The organism is Paenibacillus sp. FSL H8-0048 (genome assembly GCF_038002825.1).
Taxonomy (GTDB): Bacteria; Bacillota; Bacilli; order Paenibacillales; family Paenibacillaceae; genus Paenibacillus_AQ.
The window spans coordinates 4,121,573-4,139,714 of the sequence record NZ_JBBODF010000001.1 but is presented as its reverse complement, the minus strand read 5'-3'; the positions used below and the strand labels follow the sequence as shown (position 1 = coordinate 4,139,714).

At 56.5% G+C, this 18,142-nt stretch carries 17 protein-coding genes and 1 riboswitch; of the genes, 9 read left to right on the top strand and 8 right to left on the bottom strand.

What is annotated here, in order from left to right; genetic code table 11:
- Positions 1–61: 61 nt before the first annotated feature.
- The gene (locus tag NSU18_RS17535; RefSeq protein ID WP_341014996.1) at positions 62–2,518 is read left to right on the top strand and encodes a heavy metal translocating P-type ATPase; all 2,457 of its coding nucleotides are present in this window, start codon (positions 62–64) and stop codon (positions 2,516–2,518) included.
- 123 nt (positions 2,519–2,641) lie between these two features.
- Here NSU18_RS17535 and NSU18_RS17530 read toward each other — a convergent pair whose 3' ends face one another.
- Positions 2,642–3,580, bottom strand: a complete 939-nt coding sequence (locus NSU18_RS17530) for a DMT family transporter (RefSeq protein WP_341014994.1) — start codon at positions 3,578–3,580, stop codon at positions 2,642–2,644.
- A gap of 208 nt (positions 3,581–3,788) precedes the next feature.
- Here NSU18_RS17530 and NSU18_RS17525 point away from each other — a divergent pair, with 208 nt between their 5' ends.
- Together NSU18_RS17525 and nfsA are read left to right on the top strand one after the other, a co-directional pair.
- Entirely contained in the window at positions 3,789–5,132 is a 1,344-nt protein-coding gene (locus NSU18_RS17525) for an aminotransferase-like domain-containing protein (protein WP_341014993.1), read from the top strand.
- Between the two features lie 193 nt (positions 5,133–5,325).
- The gene (gene nfsA, locus NSU18_RS17520; protein ID WP_341014992.1) at positions 5,326–6,078 is read left to right on the top strand and encodes an oxygen-insensitive NADPH nitroreductase; all 753 of its coding nucleotides are present in this window, start codon (positions 5,326–5,328) and stop codon (positions 6,076–6,078) included.
- Positions 6,079–6,227: 149 nt separating this feature from the next.
- Here nfsA and NSU18_RS17515 read toward each other — a convergent pair whose 3' ends face one another.
- Positions 6,228–6,425 (bottom strand): hypothetical protein, encoded by a 198-nt coding sequence (locus NSU18_RS17515; RefSeq protein WP_341014991.1) that lies wholly within the window; start codon positions 6,423–6,425, stop codon positions 6,228–6,230.
- A gap of 587 nt (positions 6,426–7,012) precedes the next feature.
- Here NSU18_RS17515 and NSU18_RS17510 point away from each other — a divergent pair.
- The 6 genes from NSU18_RS17510 (at position 7,013) to NSU18_RS17485 (ending at position 12,539) form a co-directional block, all read left to right on the top strand.
- Positions 7,013–8,275: an alpha/beta hydrolase family protein gene (locus tag NSU18_RS17510; RefSeq protein ID WP_341014989.1), complete on the top strand. Its 1,263-nt coding sequence runs from the start codon at positions 7,013–7,015 to the stop codon at positions 8,273–8,275.
- A 94-nt stretch (positions 8,276–8,369) separates the two neighbouring features.
- The gene (locus tag NSU18_RS17505) at positions 8,370–8,957 is read left to right on the top strand and encodes a TetR/AcrR family transcriptional regulator (protein WP_341014987.1); all 588 of its coding nucleotides are present in this window, start codon (positions 8,370–8,372) and stop codon (positions 8,955–8,957) included.
- A 176-nt stretch (positions 8,958–9,133) separates the two neighbouring features.
- Positions 9,134–10,045, top strand: a complete 912-nt coding sequence (locus NSU18_RS17500) for an ABC transporter ATP-binding protein (protein ID WP_341014986.1) — start codon at positions 9,134–9,136, stop codon at positions 10,043–10,045.
- Complete coding sequence (locus NSU18_RS17495) at positions 10,045–10,782, top strand: ABC transporter permease (protein ID WP_341018491.1); 738 nt, start codon at positions 10,045–10,047, stop codon at positions 10,780–10,782. The genes NSU18_RS17500 and NSU18_RS17495 overlap by 1 nt, the downstream gene beginning before the upstream one ends.
- A 3-nt stretch (positions 10,783–10,785) precedes the next feature.
- Positions 10,786–11,940, top strand: coding sequence for a sensor histidine kinase (locus tag NSU18_RS17490; protein WP_341014984.1), 1,155 nt, complete (start codon positions 10,786–10,788; stop codon positions 11,938–11,940).
- Positions 11,937–12,539, top strand: coding sequence for a response regulator transcription factor (locus NSU18_RS17485; protein WP_341014983.1), 603 nt, complete (start codon positions 11,937–11,939; stop codon positions 12,537–12,539). Before NSU18_RS17490 ends, NSU18_RS17485 begins: the two co-directional genes overlap by 4 nt.
- A 426-nt stretch (positions 12,540–12,965) precedes the next feature.
- On the opposite strand, the gene NSU18_RS17480 is transcribed toward NSU18_RS17485, so the two are convergent.
- From NSU18_RS17480 to NSU18_RS17455, 6 genes are all read right to left on the bottom strand, one after another.
- On the bottom strand, positions 12,966–13,790 hold the full coding sequence (locus NSU18_RS17480) for an ABC transporter ATP-binding protein (protein WP_341151064.1): 825 nt from the start codon (positions 13,788–13,790) through the stop codon (positions 12,966–12,968).
- 80 nt (positions 13,791–13,870) lie between these two features.
- Entirely contained in the window at positions 13,871–14,632 is a 762-nt protein-coding gene (locus NSU18_RS17475; RefSeq protein ID WP_341014982.1) for an ABC transporter permease, read from the bottom strand.
- Entirely contained in the window at positions 14,629–14,922 is a 294-nt protein-coding gene (locus NSU18_RS17470) for a thiamine-binding protein (RefSeq protein ID WP_341149645.1), read from the bottom strand. The genes NSU18_RS17475 and NSU18_RS17470 overlap by 4 nt, the downstream gene beginning before the upstream one ends.
- Positions 14,923–14,974: 52 nt before the next feature.
- Entirely contained in the window at positions 14,975–16,048 is a 1,074-nt protein-coding gene (locus tag NSU18_RS17465) for an ABC transporter substrate-binding protein (protein WP_341014979.1), read from the bottom strand.
- Positions 16,049–16,198: 150 nt separating this feature from the next.
- Positions 16,199–16,309, bottom strand: a riboswitch (TPP riboswitch).
- A gap of 71 nt (positions 16,310–16,380) precedes the next feature.
- The gene (locus NSU18_RS17460; protein WP_341014977.1) at positions 16,381–17,832 is read right to left on the bottom strand and encodes a hypothetical protein; all 1,452 of its coding nucleotides are present in this window, start codon (positions 17,830–17,832) and stop codon (positions 16,381–16,383) included.
- Positions 17,833–17,880: 48 nt separating this feature from the next.
- On the bottom strand, positions 17,881–18,006 hold the full coding sequence (locus NSU18_RS17455; RefSeq protein ID WP_341149644.1) for a hypothetical protein: 126 nt from the start codon (positions 18,004–18,006) through the stop codon (positions 17,881–17,883).
- Positions 18,007–18,142 lie beyond the last annotated feature (136 nt).

Here is an 18,142-nt window from a genome sequence, read left to right as displayed (position 1 = left end):
GCCAATGCCTTTTCTTTTCAAAATAAATATACCCCTTGGGGGTATGTGGAGGTGCATGAGGATGGAAAAGAGTGCAGAGTCCGCCCCGGAGCAGCAGGCCACGCTGCAAATTACCGGAATGACCTGCTCCGCCTGTGCGGCGCGGATTGAGAAGGGCTTGTCCCGCATGGAGGGGGTATCCCGGGCGAGTGTCAATCTGGCGCTGGAGCAGGCTACGGTAGGCTTCGATCCGGCAGCTATGGATGTGCCGAAGATCGAGGAGAAGATACGCTCGCTAGGTTACGATACACTGAAGGAATCTGCGGATTTTGATATTACCGGCATGACCTGTGCCGCCTGCTCGGCGCGCATTGAGAAGGTGCTGGGACGCATGCCTGGAATCGCGGCCGTGAATGTGAACCTGGCGCTGGAGACTGCGCATGTGGAATATTCGCCGGGCAATGTCAGTCCGGCCGAGATTATGGATAAGGTGAGCAGCATCGGCTATAAGGCGGCACTTAAGCAGGACCGGAAGGATATCGCGGAGCAGCGCAGCGAAGAGATTACACGCAAGCGGAATAAGTGGATGATCTCCGCGTTGCTGTCTCTCCCGCTGCTCTGGGCCATGGCGGGCCACTTCTCGTTCACAACCTGGATCTGGACGCCTGAGCTGTTCATGAATCCCTGGTTCCAGCTTGTGCTGGCGACCCCGGTTCAGTTCGTGATCGGCTGGCAGTTCTATGTCAGCGCCTATAAGGCGCTGAAGAACGGCAGTGCCAACATGGATGTGCTGGTGGTGCTGGGTACATCTGCGGCGTATTTCTACAGCGTGTACCTGACGATTGATTCTCTGAAAATGAGCGGGATGCACCACACCGTGGAGCTGTACTTCGAGACCAGCGCGGTGCTGATCACGTTAATTCTCGTAGGCAAGTGGTTAGAAGCGCTGGCGAAGGGGCGTTCATCGGAGGCGATCCGCAGCCTGATGGGGCTTCAGGCCAAGACAGCGCTGGTGCTGCGTGACGGTGCAGAGCTGAGTATTCCGGTGGAGGATGTAGTGATCGGCGATATTGTGCTGGTGAAGCCTGGAACTAAGGTGCCTGTAGACGGTGAAGTCGTTGAGGGCTTGTCCTCCGTCGATGAATCCATGCTCACAGGCGAGAGTATCCCGGTGGAGAAGAAGCCGGGAGATTCCGTGATCGGAGCTACGCTGAACAAGAACGGAATGCTGCGGGTTAAAGCCCGCAAGGTCGGCCGTGATACGGCGCTGGCACAGATCATTAGAGTCGTGGAGGAAGCGCAGGGCTCGAAGGCACCGATTCAGCGGATTGCCGATGTCATCTCCGGGATCTTCGTGCCGATTGTGGTCGGTATTGCTGCCGTAACCTTCGGGGTCTGGTATATCTGGGGAGCGCCGGGGCAGTTTGCAGAGGCCCTGGAAAAAGCCATTGCGGTGCTTGTCATCGCCTGCCCGTGCGCACTGGGACTGGCGACGCCAACCTCCATTATGGCCGGGTCCGGCCGGGCCGCCGAGTTCGGCATCCTGTTCAAGGGCGGGGAGCATCTGGAAGCTGCGCAGGGCGTGAAGGTAGTGGTCGTAGATAAGACCGGGACCGTGACCAACGGCAAGCCGGTGCTGACCGATATTGTAGCGACTACTGGAATCGCTGCGCAAGGACGGGTGCTTGGCGAGAACCGGCTGCTGGCCATAACAGCGGCTGCGGAGAAGCTCTCGGAGCATCCGCTGGCGGAGGCCATTGTGGCTGGAGCACAAGGTAGAGGAATCGACCTGCCGCCAGCGGGCCAGTTCGAGGCGGTACCGGGCCGCGGGGTGTCGGCGGTAGTGGACGGCCAGAAGGTAAGCGTAGGCACACGGCGTATGATGGTGGAGAACGGGCTGGATATCGAGCCGTGGACAGGGATCATGACCAAGCTGGAGCAGGAAGGCAAAACAGCGATGCTGGTAGCCGTGGAGGATGCGGTTGCGGGAGTGATTGCTGTGGCTGACACGATTAAGGAGACCTCACGGGAGGCGGTAGCCCGGCTGCATGCCATGGGCATCGAGGTTGTCATGATTACCGGAGACAATAGGATTACGGCCCAGGCGATTGCGGATCAGGCGGGCATCCGCACGGTTCTGGCGGAGGTGCTGCCTGAGGGCAAGGCCGAAGAGATCCGCAGGCTCCAGAGCGGCGGGGTCAAGGTGGCTATGGTCGGCGACGGCATCAACGATGCTCCGGCGCTGGCAACCGCGGATACGGGCATGGCAATCGGCACCGGCACGGATGTGGCGATGGAGGCGGCGGATATTACGCTGATGCGCGGTGATCTGATGAGCATTCCGGATGCGATCCTGATGAGCCGCAAGACCATGCGCAATATCAGGCAGAATCTGTTCTGGGCGCTGGCCTACAATATCACCGGAATCCCGATTGCGGCGCTGGGCTTCCTGGCGCCTTGGCTGGCCGGAGCTGCGATGGCCTTCAGCTCGGTATCCGTTGTACTGAACGCGCTGCGTTTACAGCGCGTCAAGCTGTAAGAATGATGCAGCCCTTCCGCAGCCGGAGTCATCCGGACGGACAGAAGGGGGGAAGGAACCCAAAGAATCGCCGGGGAGCACCTAAATGCGTGTCTTCTATAGACGCATTCGGTACATGCTGCTCTATTCGCTGGCTGCTGGGGAAGCCGCAGCGGTCTCTTTTCGGCCAAGCAAGTTCGTGCCAATGACCCCGGCGATGATCAGGAATGATCCGATCCAGTGATAGACCGTGATCTGCTCACCCAGGAAGATCGCTCCGGCTGCAATGGATACGATGGTGGAGAGGTTGGTGAACACGCTCATGAGTGAGGCCTCGATTTTGGATAAAATATAGGTTGAGGTCAGGGTTGTGACCAGCGAGGCGACCACCCCCAGATATACAGCGGACAGGACAAACGTTGCGCTTCCCAGCGGATTCAGGAACTCCCCGAGCGTCCCGCTGACGGTATGTCCGGTAAGCGAGATGATCAGGAAGGTGGCGAAGCCGACCCCCATCATCAGGTAGCTGAGCTCAGCAGGGCTGAAGTGGCTGGAGAGGGAGCGGGCCAGCACACTGTACCCGGCAAACGCGAGACAAGTCATGAACAGCAGCACAATCCCGGTCATACTCGACAGCTGAATGCCGCTTCCCTTCATGACGAAGATGAATACCACGCCGAATACCGAGAGGAAGATGCACAGCTTTTGCAGCAGGGTGGTCTTCTCCTTCAGGAAAACCCCGGCGATGATCATCGTCACCACCGGAGTGAACGAATAGAGGATGCCTCCCTCGGCTGAGGTGGCGCGCTGAAGTCCGAAGACCTGCAGGGTGAAGAAGCCGAGCGGATACATCGCGGCGAGCAGCAGGGCCCGGCCAATCGGCTTGCCCCGGTAGGAAACCTTGACCCAGCCGAGGGCGACCGGAACCGACATCACGGCAAAAGAGGCAGCGAACCGGAAGGTCAGCGTATCGAGCGGCCCGGCATGAACGAGCGCCACTTTGGTGAACAGGAAGGAAAAGCCGATAATGAACGCATTGAGTACGGCGAAGCTGTAGGCCAGTTTGAGTCCTTGTTTGTGCATGGGTACATCTCCTTGTAGGTTAGTGAAGATTGGATGCTGTAAACATTCGATCTATTACTTTAAAATTAAAGGAAAAGGTGTGCACCAACAATACAAGGTTTCCTCAACTGTACCGGTACAGTCTGCCGTGATCCCTATATAATAAGGGGAGAATAATAGGATAGAATATACGGCATAGCAGGGGAATAACGGCAAACGGAGGCGGGCGATGAACAAGTATCATCAGGTGATCACCGAGCTGGAGAAGCAGATGAAGGAAGGGCAGTACCGCCCGGGGGACAAGCTGCCGTCTGTGCGCAGTGCTTCAGAAATCTACGGCTGTAGCGTCAGTACCATACTGAAGGCTTACGGGGAGCTGGAGCGGACGCATACGATCTACTCTATTCCGCAGAGCGGCTATTACATGGTGGACAAGAGTGACGATTCAGCGGCGTCGGGGAGTGAAGGGACGGTTGATTTTGCTTCGGCATCGCCGGATCTGAATGTCTTTCCGTACCTGGACTTCCAGCATTGCCTCAATAAGGCGATTGACCAGTACAAATACCATCTGTTCACCTATGGGGATGCCTTGGGGCTTGCAACACTGCGCCGCACCCTGGTGTCGCATCTGGCGGAGTATCAGGTGTTCGCGAAGGCGGAGTCGATCCTGATTACCTCAGGGATTCAGCAGGCGCTGGAGATACTGGCGAGAATGCCTTTTCCCAGCGGCAGGACGGAGATTTTGGTGGAACAGCCGGGGTATGATATCTATTTGAGGTATTTGGAAGCTGAGGGGCTGCCGGTGAGCGGAATCGGGCGTTCGGCGGCGGGCATTGACCTGCAGGAGCTGGAGGAACGGTTCGCCAGCGGGAGATTTAAGTTTTTTTATACGATGCCCAGATACCACAACCCGCTTGGGACAACCTACAGCACAGAGGAGCGCAAGGCCATTGCCGGACTGGCTGGCAAATACGATGTCTACATCGCAGAGGATGATTATATGGCGGATCTGGGGATCGGACGGCGCTATGACCCCATCTATGCGTATGACCAGACCTCCCATGTCATTTATCTCAAAAGCTTCTCCAAAATCATCTTCCCCGGCCTTAGGCTCGGTGCGGTGGTGGTGCCGCAGCCGCTGCTGGAGACCTTCCGCTCCTATAAAGGCTACACCGATACCTCGCTGCTGTCGCAGGCTGCGCTTGAGGTATACATCAAGAACGGGATGTACGGGCATCACCGGCACAAGATCAAAGCCATGTACGCCAAAAAAATCCGCGCGGTATACGAAGCACTCGGGCGGCATAATACAGACGGCTTAATCGAAGCCTCTGCGGACAGCTCAGGCATCTATATCCAGTTCAGGCTGCCGCTCACCGTCAACCTGGAGCGTCTGGTCAAGCGTCTGGGGGAACGCAAAATTCAGGTGATACCCGGTAACGGCTTCTATCTGCCGGGCTACCAGACCCGGGACAAATTCCTGCGCATCAGTATTTCCCGGGCGGGGCTTACACAGATTGATGAGGGAATCCTGGCGATTATCCAGGAGGTAAAGCGCGGGAGCGGGTGGTAAAGGCCGTAGAGGCGGAAAAGGCAGAAAAGGCGGAAGAGGGGGAAGAGGGGAAAAGGTAAAAGAAGGCGGAAGAGTAGGAGAGAAGGAAGATGCGAATGAGGGACGAAGAGGGTGGAAGGAAGCTCCTTTGTTGTCTGAGCCGCGAAATGGGATCATAATAGGCTTTATATGAGTGAAGAAAGGCGGAACGATAATGAAACCTACGAATGAAACCCTTGAGCTGTTGAACCGTCATACCTCTGTCCGCCAGTACCAGGACAAGCCGGTCAGTGACGAGCTGCTGGCAGCAGTGATTGGAGCGGGGCAGATGGCTTCGACCTCCAGCAATGTCCAGGCGTACACGGTTATTGCGGTAACCGAGCCTGCGCTTAAAGAGCAGCTATCCGTTTTGTCCGGTAATCAGGCCTACATTAAGCAGTGCCCGGTCTTTCTGGTCTGGTGTGCGGACCTGTACCGTCTGCGGGAAGCGTCTGCTCCGCATTTGCAGGGGGAGCCGTCCTACGAGGGCACGGCCGAGAATCTGATTGTAGCGACTGTTGATGTCGCGCTGGCCGCGCAGAATGCCGCTGTTGCCGCAGAATCGCTCGGCCTTGGCATTGTCTACATCGGCGGCATCCGCAATGAGATCGCTGCTGTATCTAAGCTGCTCGGCCTGCCGGAGCTGGTCTATCCGGTCTTCGGCATGTGCCTCGGGTATCCGGCCGCCGTGAATGGCGTCCGTCCTCGCCTGCCGCAGGCAGCGGTGCTGCATCATAACGGCTACAATGCCGAAGCTGCAGTGGAACAGGCCCGTGTGTACGACGCCATCTCCAGCGATTATATGCGCGAGCGTACCGGCGGCCAGAACGCAGCCTCCTGGTCGGAGATGATGGCCGGCCGGCTGGCTCAGCCTGCCCGGCTGCACATGAAGGAGTTCCTGCTTAGCAAGGGATTCATGCAGAGGTAGAGCTAGGGATTTGGTGAGCCTTCCCCGTAGTCAGCGGGGGAGGCTTTTTTTGGGTTGGAGGGGCGCGGGGCGAATGTATGCGAAAAATCGAACATAATGGTCTGATGCGAATGTCTGCAGGCCCCAATATTCAACAGCCAGTAACATATTTAGAGAAATCCTGCCAAAAGTGCAACAATGCCGGGTAATAGAAGCGGCCAATGCAGAAATCTTGCATGAAATGCAACAAAGCCAGCACTAACTTGCTCAAAACACCAAAATTCCTGCAAATCATGCAACATTGCACCGCAGCCAGTAACATGCCTTGAGAAATCATGCAAAAACTGCAACAATGCTGCTACATACAAGCTGTGGCAGAGAGTGAAAACCATCAAAATTGGCCGGAGATAGGCAGAACGTCACCATGATGTGCAACTGCGGGGTATCGGGACGAATGTGTGCCGAAAACAACATACAATGTGCCACTGCAAGGGTGATCGGAGCGAATGAGTGCCGAAAACAACATACAATCGGTGCAACTGCAAGGTGAACGAGGCGAATGTGTGCCGAAAACAACATACAATGTGTCACTGCAAGGGTGATCGGGGTGAATGGATGTCGAAAACAACATACAATGTGCAACTGCAAGGTGAACGGGGAGAATGTGTGCCGAAAACAACATACAATGTGCCATTGCAAGGGTGAGTGAGCCGAAGCGAGCGAAAGGGTATTTTCCCATTTGATCGTTTTGCACGTATATAAAAATTGCGTTAAAAGAAATATTGCGTGTTGCGCAAAAATATGGAAAGTGCTAAAATTTGGTCAGAGGTTGGATTTCGCTGGACGCCAACACCCGGGCCCGGAATCGCGCCGTAGCCTAATTCCCTCTCCGCTTCGCGGCTGTGTCTGCTGTGGATGATCTTGAAATCATAGATTCGAGAAGGAGGAGAATGGTATGGTACAGGTAGACGGGCAAGAGACAAAGGTGGCTGCACGATTAACGCATAAGGTATTCTTCGAGCGGGATGACATTGAGTTCACGTTCCAGTGGCTGCTGTCGTTCGTACACTGCGGCGGTGTGTCGCAGGGTGAAGTATTTAAGCTTGCACGGAGCATCGATCCGAACTCTTTGGCCAGCTGGAAGACTGAATTCGAGAAGGAAGCCGTTAAGATCGAAGCAAGCGCAGAGAACTGCATGAAGAAGGGCCATCTGATCAGCGCCAGCGAGGCATTTATCCGTGCCCACTCGTATTACCGGGCAGCCTTCTATGGAGCTTTTCCCGGTGAACCGGATTTCGCGCGGTATCATGGCAAAAGTGTGGAATGCTTCCGCAAGGCGCTTGATGCGAAGTCTGAGCAGATTCCCCATGAATGGGTCGAGGTGGAATACAAGGGGTATAAGTTCCCGGGCTGCTTCCTGAAGGCAGAGCACGGGAATGCGCCTAAGCCAACGATTATTTTCCATAACGGCGGGGAGACGCACAAGGAAGATACCTATTTTCTCGGAGGGCAAGCGGCGATTGACCGGGGATATAACGCGCTGATCGTAGACCTTCCGTATGATGTATGTGTCAGATTCTATGAGCCGGAGGCGACAGCCCGGAACTTCCCGCGCGAGGAGCTGCATAATGTCTACAGAGCCACCACAGATTTCGTTCTGGCCCGTCCGGATGTGGACTCTGAGCGGCTGGTGGTCAGCGGGATGAGCTACGGCGGAGCCAAAACAATGGTGCATGCCAGCTGTGACGACCGCTTCGCAGCGGCAGTGCCCAACTCACCGGTGTACTCCATGGCGTCCTTCATTGAACGCGGCATGCCTTCGTTTCTCCGGGGCAGTGCAGAAGAAGCGGCGGAGCAGACTAAGAAAATGCCTTACACCGGCCAGGTCCTGTTCGCCGGATCAGCCTGGTCGCACGGCTTCGACAGTATTGCCGAGTGGTATCCTGTAGCCAGGGAAGCCGTCGAAGTGGACCCGAAGGACGTCAAGTGTCCCCTGCTCTCCATGTATTCGGAGGCAGAGCATCCTGAGATGCAGCGGCAAGCGATCGACACTTACGAGAAAGCCCCGAATGAGAAGAACGCGATCTTCAAGGGGACGGAAGAGGATGGTGCCGACCTGCACTGCCAGCTGAACAATCTGCCGCTCAGCTACCAGGTGATGTTTGACTGGCTGGATGAGGTACTGGATTATAATATCCGGCTACAATCGGCGCGGTAAGCGAGATTCCGCAGGAATCGAACGGATCTGCGGTGCTGTCCTTTCAGCACCGCAGATCTTTGACTACATATAAGGAATGGAGCACTAGACTGCCATGACGAATGAAAAACAAGGCTTGAGAGCACGCAAGAAGGAAGAGACCAGGCGGACGCTGAGCGATGTAGCATGTAGTCTGGCCATGGAAAAAGGGGCCAGCCAGGTTCGGGTGGAGGATATTGCCGCTGCCGCGAATGTCTCCATGCGGACGTTCAATAACTATTTTGCTTCCAAAGAAGCCGCAATGGTCGGAAATGCTTACCAGCGTTCCGAGCGGATAGCGGCTGCCCTTGCCGGCCGCCCTTCAGATGAACCGCTGCAGGACTCCATCCGGGCCGCTGTGCTTGAAGGCTTCGCCGAGACAACAGACCGGCAGTGGTATGCGCGTATCGTCCTCCTCCGCGATGATCCGGCATTGTTCGGTGCGACACGGAAGGTGGAGATCGAGATTGAGCGGGAGCTCGCCAAGGTGATTGCGGAACGTACACATAAGGATGTGAAGCTCGACCTGTACCCGGACTTAATGGCGGCGCTGCTTATGGCAGCGATACGCACAGCGGTTTTCCATTGGGTAAGCGCACCTCCCGGAGGGCAGACGCTGAACGATATGCTGGAGCAGTCGCTCCAAAGGCTGAGGTTTGAGTAATATGCACACGGGGGGCGCTCCTGCTACGATAACGGAATCGTGGACAGGAGCGCCCTATTTTGGCCGGGTGACAGTTGTCACTTTGAATCGGTGACAGTCCATACTGATGCTCTTCTCCAGTCTCCGGTACTATAGCAATATAGCCAAGAAGGCAGAAGGACACGGAGGGATACACGATGGAATATGTCATTGAAATGAACAATGTCAGCCGCAGCTTCCAGGAGAAGCAAGCGGTGAAGCAGGTGAGCTTTACAATTAGCCGCGGCTCGATCACAGCGGTGCTTGGCCCTAACGGAGCCGGCAAAACCACCACACTTGCGATGCTTCTGGGCTTGCTTGAGCCCTCGGAGGGCAGCGTTAAGGTGTTCGGTCTTAAGCCGGCAGACGTCAGAGTGAAGCAGCGGACCGGAGCCATGCTCCAGGAGGTCAGCGTCATGGACCGGTTGAAGGTCCGGGAGATACTGGCGCTGATCCGCAGCTATTATCCTCAGCCCATGGAGATGGAAGTGCTGCTTCAGGCGACCGGGCTGGGGGCGGCGGATCTGAACCGTTACGCGGAGAAGCTCTCCGGCGGGCAAAAGCGCAGCCTCAGCTTCGCGCTGGCGCTGGCGGGCAACCCGGATCTGCTGTTTTTTGACGAGCCGACAGTGGGGCTGGATACGACAGCCCGGCGGCATTTCTGGGAGAGGGTGCGGGGACTGGCTGACCAGGGCAAAACAATTCTGTTCAGCACTCATTACCTGCAGGAAGCGGAGGATATCGCGGACCGGATTCTGCTGTTCAACCGGGGAGTGCTGGCGGCGGACGGAAGCCCGGACGAGGTTAAGGCGAGACTGGTTAAGAAGTCGCTGTCCTTCCTGGCGTCCGGCGACCCGGCGCTGCTGCACAGTCAATTACTGGAGCTGCCAGCCGTGGACGGCTGCTACGAGAAGGATGGACGGCTGCATGTGACGACAGAGAATACGGATGAGGCGCTGCGGGCTATTTTCGTGAACGGACTGGCTGTGCAGGATGTACGGATCGACCAGGGGAAGCTGGATGAAGCGTTCGAGCAATTGACCCTGAATCAAGAGGAGGCGGCAGTATGATGAAACCTATGATGGCCCAGTGCAAGGCAGAGCTGCTGCGGATTATCCGCAATCCCTATTATGTGTTCTGGTCGCTGCTCATGCCGATTCTGTTCTACTTCATCTTCACCCGGGTGGTGAATACGGGGACGGACGATACGAAGCTGTGGCAGGCGCATTATCTGATGTCGATGGCGGCCTTCAGCGTGATGGGTTCCGCAATTATGACCCTCGGCATCCGGCTGGTGCAGGAGCAGACACAGGGCTGGAATACGTTTATCCGCATTACTCCGCTGCCGTCCTCGGTTTATTTTTTCGGCAAAATGTTCGGTCAGAGCGTCATGCATCTGTTCTCGGTTCTGTGTATTTTCGTAGCCGGGTATTTAATCAACGGGGTGTCGCTGACAGCGGCGCAGTGGCTGCTTTGCGGATTGTGGCTGCTTGCGGGCTCTCTGCCTTTTCTGGCGCTGGGTACGATTATCGGGTCCATGAAGCGGGTGGATACGGCGAGCGGGGTGAGCAATGTACTCTATATGGGGCTGGCGGTGGCCGGGGGCATGTGGATGCCTCTCGACATTATGCCTAAGCTGATGCAGAAGATCGGGCACTGGCTGCCGTCCTATAATTATGGAGATGGAGCCTGGGCGATTGTAGCGGGAGGTTCCCCGTCGTGGAAGGCCGTGCTGCTGTTGCTCGGTTACCTGGCCGTATTTATGTTATTATCGGTCTATATAAGGCGAAAACAGGAAGCGGTGTAATCCATGGCGGCACGTATGCAGTTCCGGATTTTTCCGGAAAGGTTCGGTTTCTTCCCCTATATTTGGCTGATCTATCTGGTGTTCCCGGTGCTGAATTTCGATGGTTACAGCGGCTACAAGCTGATGGCAGGGTATGTGCTGCTCCTGCTGTTCCTGGTGACGTACCGCCAGCTCTACTGGGCGGAAGAGAGGGCGTATACGGCCTGGCTGGGACTGCAGCTGCTGATTATTGTCGTGTTAACCGTAGTCTATAGCCCCTACAACATGTATATGGGCTTCTTCACCAGTAACTTTATCGGCTGGTATACCGATATGCGCCGGTTCAGGCAGGCTCTGGCGGTGTTCACTGCTGTACTGGTTGGACTGGGCCTGTTCTACCTGCCGCAGGCGTATGGCCTGGATATGCTGTTCCTGCTCCCATTCGCACTGATGATGCTGATCACGCCCTTCGGCATCCGCTCCATTAACCGGCGGCGGGTGCTGGAGAAGGAGCTGGACCAGGCCAACGAGCAGATCAAGGAAATGATCAAGCGTGAGGAACGGATGCGCATCGCCCGCGATCTGCATGACACGATGGGACACACACTGTCGCTGATTACGCTGAAAAGCCAGCTTGTCGAAAAGCTTGTCGTCAAGAACCCCGAGCGGGCGCAGGCGGAAGCCCGTGAGATCCAGCGGACCTCACGGGCCGCGCTGCGCCAGGTGCGGGAGCTGGTCTCTGAGATGCGTGCAGTCTCAGTTGCCGAAGAGCTGGCTGAGGCGGCGGAGATGCTGCGCAGTGCGGAGATCGCACTTGAGGTAGAGGGAGATGCAGCGCTGCCGGGTGTATCCGATCTGACGCAGAGTATTCTCAGCCTCTGCATCAAGGAGGGAATCACCAACATCGTTAAGCATAGCCGTGCGGACCAGTGCCGGATCAGCATCGTAATGACACCGGGCGAGGTACAGATTACGCTGGAGGATAACGGCATAGGTCCAGAAGCGAGCGGTGCGGGAGGGACGGAGCGCCGGGACGGCAACGGCATGAAGGGGATGGGCGAGCGGCTGGCCCTGATTGACGGCTCGCTGACGTTTGCTCCGGGACCGGGCGGGGGAACCCGGCTGAGCGTGGTTACACCAAGAGTAGTGAAGGATGGAAAGGATGGGGAAACAGCATGATCAGGATCATAATTGCCGAGGATCAGCGGCTGCTGCGCGGCGCGATGGCATCGCTGCTTGATCTGGAGGATGATATTGAGGTGGCGGGCGAAGCCGGGGACGGGGCGGAGGCGCTGTCCCTGATCGAACGCGTCCAGCCGGATGTGTGTCTGATGGACATAGAAATGCCGCTGATGAGCGGCCTGGAGGTGGCAGAGATACTGAAATCCCGGGGCTGTGCCACCAAAATTATTATCCTGACCACCTTCGCCCGTCCCGGCTATTTCGAACGCGGAGTGAAGGCCGGGATTCAGGGCTATCTGCTGAAGGACGAGCCGGTAGATAAGCTGGCGGATGCCATCCGCCGCGTGATGGCCGGAGGGCGCGAGGTCTCGCCGGAGCTGGTCTTCGGCAGCCTGCGTGAAGAGAATCCGCTAACTGACCGGGAGCGTGAGATTCTGAAGCTGGCCGCAGCGGGCCGCAGTGCCGGTGAGATCGCAGCGGCGCTCCACCTCTCCTACGGCACCGTCCGCAACTACATCTCAGAGATTCTCAGCAAGCTTGCGGTCAAGACCCGGATCGAAGCCGTGCGGCTGGCGGAGGAGAAGGGCTGGATGTAGGGTGACCTGGGGCTCTGTACAACTAAATCGTTTGTGTACCGCCGAATCTCCATATAGCTGTATTTGGTGCAATTAAACTAACTGTATATTCTGGTTGTGGTCCGATTGAGAGGTGGAATGGTTAGCTCAATTGTATTTTATACAACAGATGTCCCCAAAATCCGCAGCAAATCCGATTCTGTTGTACTCTGTACAGCAGAAATCTGCGAAAGTGGTGTTTTTGGGCAAATAAACAAAAATCTGCTGTACGAAATACAGCAGAAGTGAATTTTGACTGGAATATTGCAGATTCTATTGCAGTAAATACAATCAGGCAGAGTTATGCTGCTACAGACAAGGCAGTGCCGAGTCACGAAGGCTGTTGTTATGTATAGCAGGGCGCGCCACGCCACCTTTCCTGCTAAGTCACCAGCGCAGCAACCCCTCTTAACTCTGGCTCTTCGCCTGCTCCTCGCGCATCCACTGGGAGAGCTGGCGCCGCATCCGGAGGAACTCCGGCGAATCGGCGATCTCTTCGCGGCGCGGACGCGGGAAGGGGACCTCCACGGTGTGGAGGACGGAGCCGGGACGCCCCGAGAAGACGTAGATGCGGGTGGAGAGCAGCAGCGCTTCTTCGATGTTGTGGGTGATGAACAGCACGGAGCGGCGGTTCTCCTCCCACAGCTCCAGCAGCCAGCGCTGCATCTGCTCGCGGGTCAGCGCATCGAGCGCGCTGAACGGCTCATCGAGCAGCATCAGCTCCTGCGGCGCGAGCATGGCCCGCAGGAAGGCGGCCCGCTGCTGCATGCCGCCGGACAGCATGTGCGGGTAGGCCCGCTCGAAGCCGCCGAGGCCGATCTTCGCCAGCCAGTGGCGTGCCGCCTCGCGGGCCTCCCGCTTGGGGGCGCCCTGCAGCTCGCCGCCAAGCAGAACGTTGTCGAGCGTGCTGCGCCACGGGAACAGCGCGGGCTGCTGCGGCATATAGCTGATCTTGCCGCGCTGCCCGGTCACCGGGATGCCGTCCATGCTCACGGTTCCGGTATCCGGCAGCGTAAGGCCGCCGATGATATGGAACAGCGTGCTTTTACCGCAGCCGGACGGGCCGACAATGGAGACGAATTCCTGCGGCTCCACGGTCAGGGATACCTGATCCAGCACCTGCGTCTCCCGGCGGCGGTGCGTGAATGACTTGGAGATGCCGCTGACTTCAAGCGCAGGCGGCACACTCTGAGTACGCAGGCGTCCATCTACGTTCGCCTTCTCCAGTTCAATCCTCGTAAGCTCAGACACTTCGTCCAGCCTCCTTCAGTTTTATTTTGGTTGGTCCGTTTTGGATGATCTTCCCGTGCTTCTTAAGCATCCTTGCGCGGCTTCCAGCGCACCAGCCATCTCTCCAGCAGGGCAATGAGCGCGAATAACACGAGACTTAGCAGCACGATGATGGCGATGGCCACGAACATCCGGTCCGCACGGTAAGAGGACTTCTGCAGCAGCATATAATAGCCGATCCCTCTGTCGGCGCCGATCCATTCGGCCACCACTGCGCCCATCACCGCATAGGTGGCGGAGATTTTGAGCCCGGAGAACAGGGAGGGCAGGGAGCCGGGAAGCTCCAGCCGGGTGAAGATCTGCCACTTGCCCGCACCGGCCATTTTCATATAATTCAGCATCACCCGGTCGCTTTGGGCCAGCCCGCCCATGGCTGCAACAGCTACGGGGAAGAAGCAGACGAGAGTGATCAGGATAATTTTGGGCAGCAGACCGAAGCCGAACCAGATAATCAGCAGCGGGGCAAGCGCAATGGAGGGCACATTCTGGCTGAGGATCAGCAGCGGATAGATCGCCCGCTTGACCCAGGGCAGCAGGTGCAGCAGCAAGGCGGTGAGCAGGCCGATGCCTGTGCCGACCGGGAAGCCGATCAGGGTCAGCCGCAGCGTGGCGGCGGTGTGCTCCCAGATCCCTGAGGCGTTGTTCTTCGACTCACGCGCGATATCCGCGGGGCTGGGCAGCTGGTAAGCCGGGATGTGAAACAGCATGACCGAGAGCTGCCATATCCCGACAAAAAAGAGGACCGCCACAAAGGGCGGCCACACTAGCTTCCAGGTGCTTCTCACGGCCGGTATTTCTCGGTCAGCTTGTCCATGCTGATGCCGCCCGGGTTATGGGCGACCTTGATCTGTGAGATGACACTCGGACTGCCGGAGGCGATCAGCGCCTCATGCATGTCACGCACAATATCCAGCAGCTCGGACAGCTCGCCTTCCATCGTGGTCTCCAGCGGATTCACCTGATGCTTCACGCCTGACTTCTGAATGACCTCAATGGCCTTGTCCACATAAGGGATAGAATCCTCGTTGTTCGGTGTCTTGGGAATGACCTGAATGCTGAGCAATGTATTAGCCATGATGAATCCTTCCTCTCCAAGTTAAGTATAAGATTCCCGCCATGCGGGTTCATTATGATTCCGGCAAAAATTCATTCGTAAACGTACTCTCCGCATCCAGCGGCTTATCCAGCAGCTTCAGGCCGTACATCCAGTCGGCGTAATTCTTCCAGATCTCAAGCTTCTGCTCCCCCCAGCGCGGGGCGTCGTCTTTGTATTTCGGGCTAAGCCATTTCTGGCTGGCCAGCACCAGCTTGGGATCAAGGTCTGGTACAGCGTCCGACAGGACCGTCGCAGCTTCTTCCGGGTTATCGATAGCGTACTGATAGCCCTTCGACGTAGCCTTCAGGAAGGCCTTCACCACTTCAGGATGCTCGGCGATCTCCTTCTCGCTGGTCGTCAGCACCGGGGTGTAGTAATCCAGCTGCGGAGCGTAATCCTTCAGATACAGCATATCCAGCGGCTCCCCGCGCAGCTCGGCCTCCACACCGGTCCAGGCATAGAAGATCCAGGCGAAGTCAATATCCCGCTTCACGGCTGTGAAAAAGTCCGCTTCGCCGATATTCACCAGCTTCACCTTGGAGACATCCCCGCCTTCGGGGTCCATGATCGCTTTCATGGCAGCCTGCTCCGCAGGGGAGCCCCAGCCTCCGTACGTTTTGCCTTCGAAATCCTTCGGCGTCTTAATATTGCGGTCCTTCGGAGCCGCGAACCCGGAGGTATTATGCTGAATGATAGCAGCAATCGACACCAGCGGCACATCCTGCAGACGGGCCAGAGTCAGGGCTTCCTGGGCGCTGATGCCGAACTGGGCTTCGCCGGAAGTGACCATCGTATCGGACCCGGCAGCGCCGGGCTGTACAATCTGTACGTCGAGACCTTCCTCTGCGTAATAACCCAGCTCCTTGGCAGCATACAGGCCTGTATGATTGGTGTTTGGCGTCCAGTCCAGGGCAATCTTAACCTGGGTTAGCGCCTTAGGTGCATCCGTGGGTGCGGCTGCGGCTGCATCAGGTGCAGCTGTGCTGTTTCCTGCAGCAGGTGCGCTGGCCCCCGCATTGCCGCTGTTGTTTCCGCCGCCACATCCTGCTACGGTAAGCAGCAGCATGGAGCTGAGCAGGAGTAGTGCTGTTTTTTTGACTCCCATTTCTCTTTCTCTCTCCTTCCAGCAACCCCTGGTCTTCAGAGCTTACAGAAACCGTATTCCTGTACATCCTTAGAATCAAAAAAGCGTCCCGAAGATCGGGACGCCAGTGACTTGCGTGAGGGGACTTCAGCTTCAGTACCGCTTAGGGGCACTGTGCCGAATGAAGATTCCTACGCTGGCATTATCCAGATCAGGTATAAGGGTCAGTATCTTGTGGGATACAATCTCAGCCGGCCAATTCCAGCACCCCTGGTTCTATAAAGTTCACGGGTATTGCTATGTTCTTACGGTGTATTATAGACGGCAGTCCCGCCGTTGTCCACCCTCATATCTTAATCCCTCGTATAATGCCGCTTCTTGCGGCGGCTGCGGATGCCGTTCCAGATCTCTCTTACCGTTAGGCCGATACTGACGGTGATCCCCGAGAAGGTCAGGAACAGAGCCAGATACTCGAACGCGGAGTACTCCAGCATTTTGCTCCAGTCAATCTGTCCCTTCAGATCCTCGATCACCTGATTCATCCCGTAAATCCCGCTGATGACCGTGAACACGGTGAGCACCATCAGGAGCGTATCCCGCCGTTTGGCCTGGAATTTGTCCTGATACTGGAACAGGTCATTCAGCGTCATTTTCACCTCATCGAACAGGGCATCATTGCCATACACCTTACGCAGCTGAAAAAAAATCTCACGTCCCTGCGACTGCGAAATCAGCTCCAGGAAGTAGAATTTGGCCGAGAATTTGTTGATCAGGAAGATCAGATTCTCAATCTCGTCGTTATCGTGGTTGATGCGCAGCCGGGAGTGGAGGTTGGCGAGCTTCAGCAGCACGATTTTGTGGAAAATACTCAGCAGCATTCCGTAATAATACTCGCCGTACATCTGGCTGATCAAGCCTGCGGCAATCTCCGGCCTCGCCCGGCTCACGCAGCAGAAGGTCTGCTCATTGGTCATGTAGTAGGTGTCCGGCCCCCAGCGGCTATAGCAGTGCTCCCGGGTGTACTGCTTGATATAGTCCGGATCACTCGCACTCATATAGGGGCTGCCGTCGATGTTCAGACCGTCCACCTGGGAGGCCCGGTAGAGCAGCTCGACACTGATCTCTTCCTCGTCCTCCGGGAGATTAACGCCGTAGAAGGCCTGCACCAGCATCCGTTCATCGACGAAGAAGGGCAGGGTCTCGAAATAATTGCCGTTCGTCTCCGCAGGATCGAGATACGGCTCAAGCCCGGCTGCCAGATGCCTGAACACGAAATCCTCCACCCGGGCAAAAGACTTCTGATGACAATGAATGAAAGTATGCTCATCCTGAACACTTACATCCTCCAGATTGCGGAAGCGGTCGGCGAATTCCAGCACCATGCTGAAGGGGAGATTCTCCTCCTCAATAGCGACTCTTACCGTCAGGAAGCCCAGCTCGAACGGGCAGAGGAACACATCGGTCGACAGCACGCGGAAGGGAACCGTCTGGAAGGGCATTTGCAGCCCGCACAGCAGATCGTTAGCCCGGGAAAAGCGGCGGAAGGAATCCCTGTCCTTCTCACGCGGAAACAGGACATGGGCGGCAAACGGAAGATAGCTGCGCTCCATTTTCTCATGGGATACACAGTGATTCTCCCCGTAATAGGCATGTTCCAGTTCCTTGTTCTCCAGAAAAAAACGCGTAAATCCATCCTCCTGAAGGCTCTCAATCAGCTCTTGATCGACTTCCGCCTTAATTGAAAAGGGGAAAATGAATTGCAGTAAGGCGGTATGCAAAGTGGGCTCAGAATGCAGTTCAGCCATGTGTGGGTTCCATCCTTATTCACAGAATATGGACCTTGTAGTTTACATTTACCCTATTCTCCAAGCGGTCACGCTCAGCACGAATAACAGCGCGGCACAAGCGGCCAAAAGTCCCGAGGTCTGGGCGATCTGCAGATGATCCATGGACCAGCCGGTCCAGATTAGTTTTTTCAAGGATAAGACTCCTTATTAATCAATTTATGAACAGATGGCGGGATTCAGAATGAACGGGAAGGGTACACTATATTAGGCACAGGTTAATCATAAATCCAAACCGTGGACGTGAATATAAACTTAATATTCACATGAA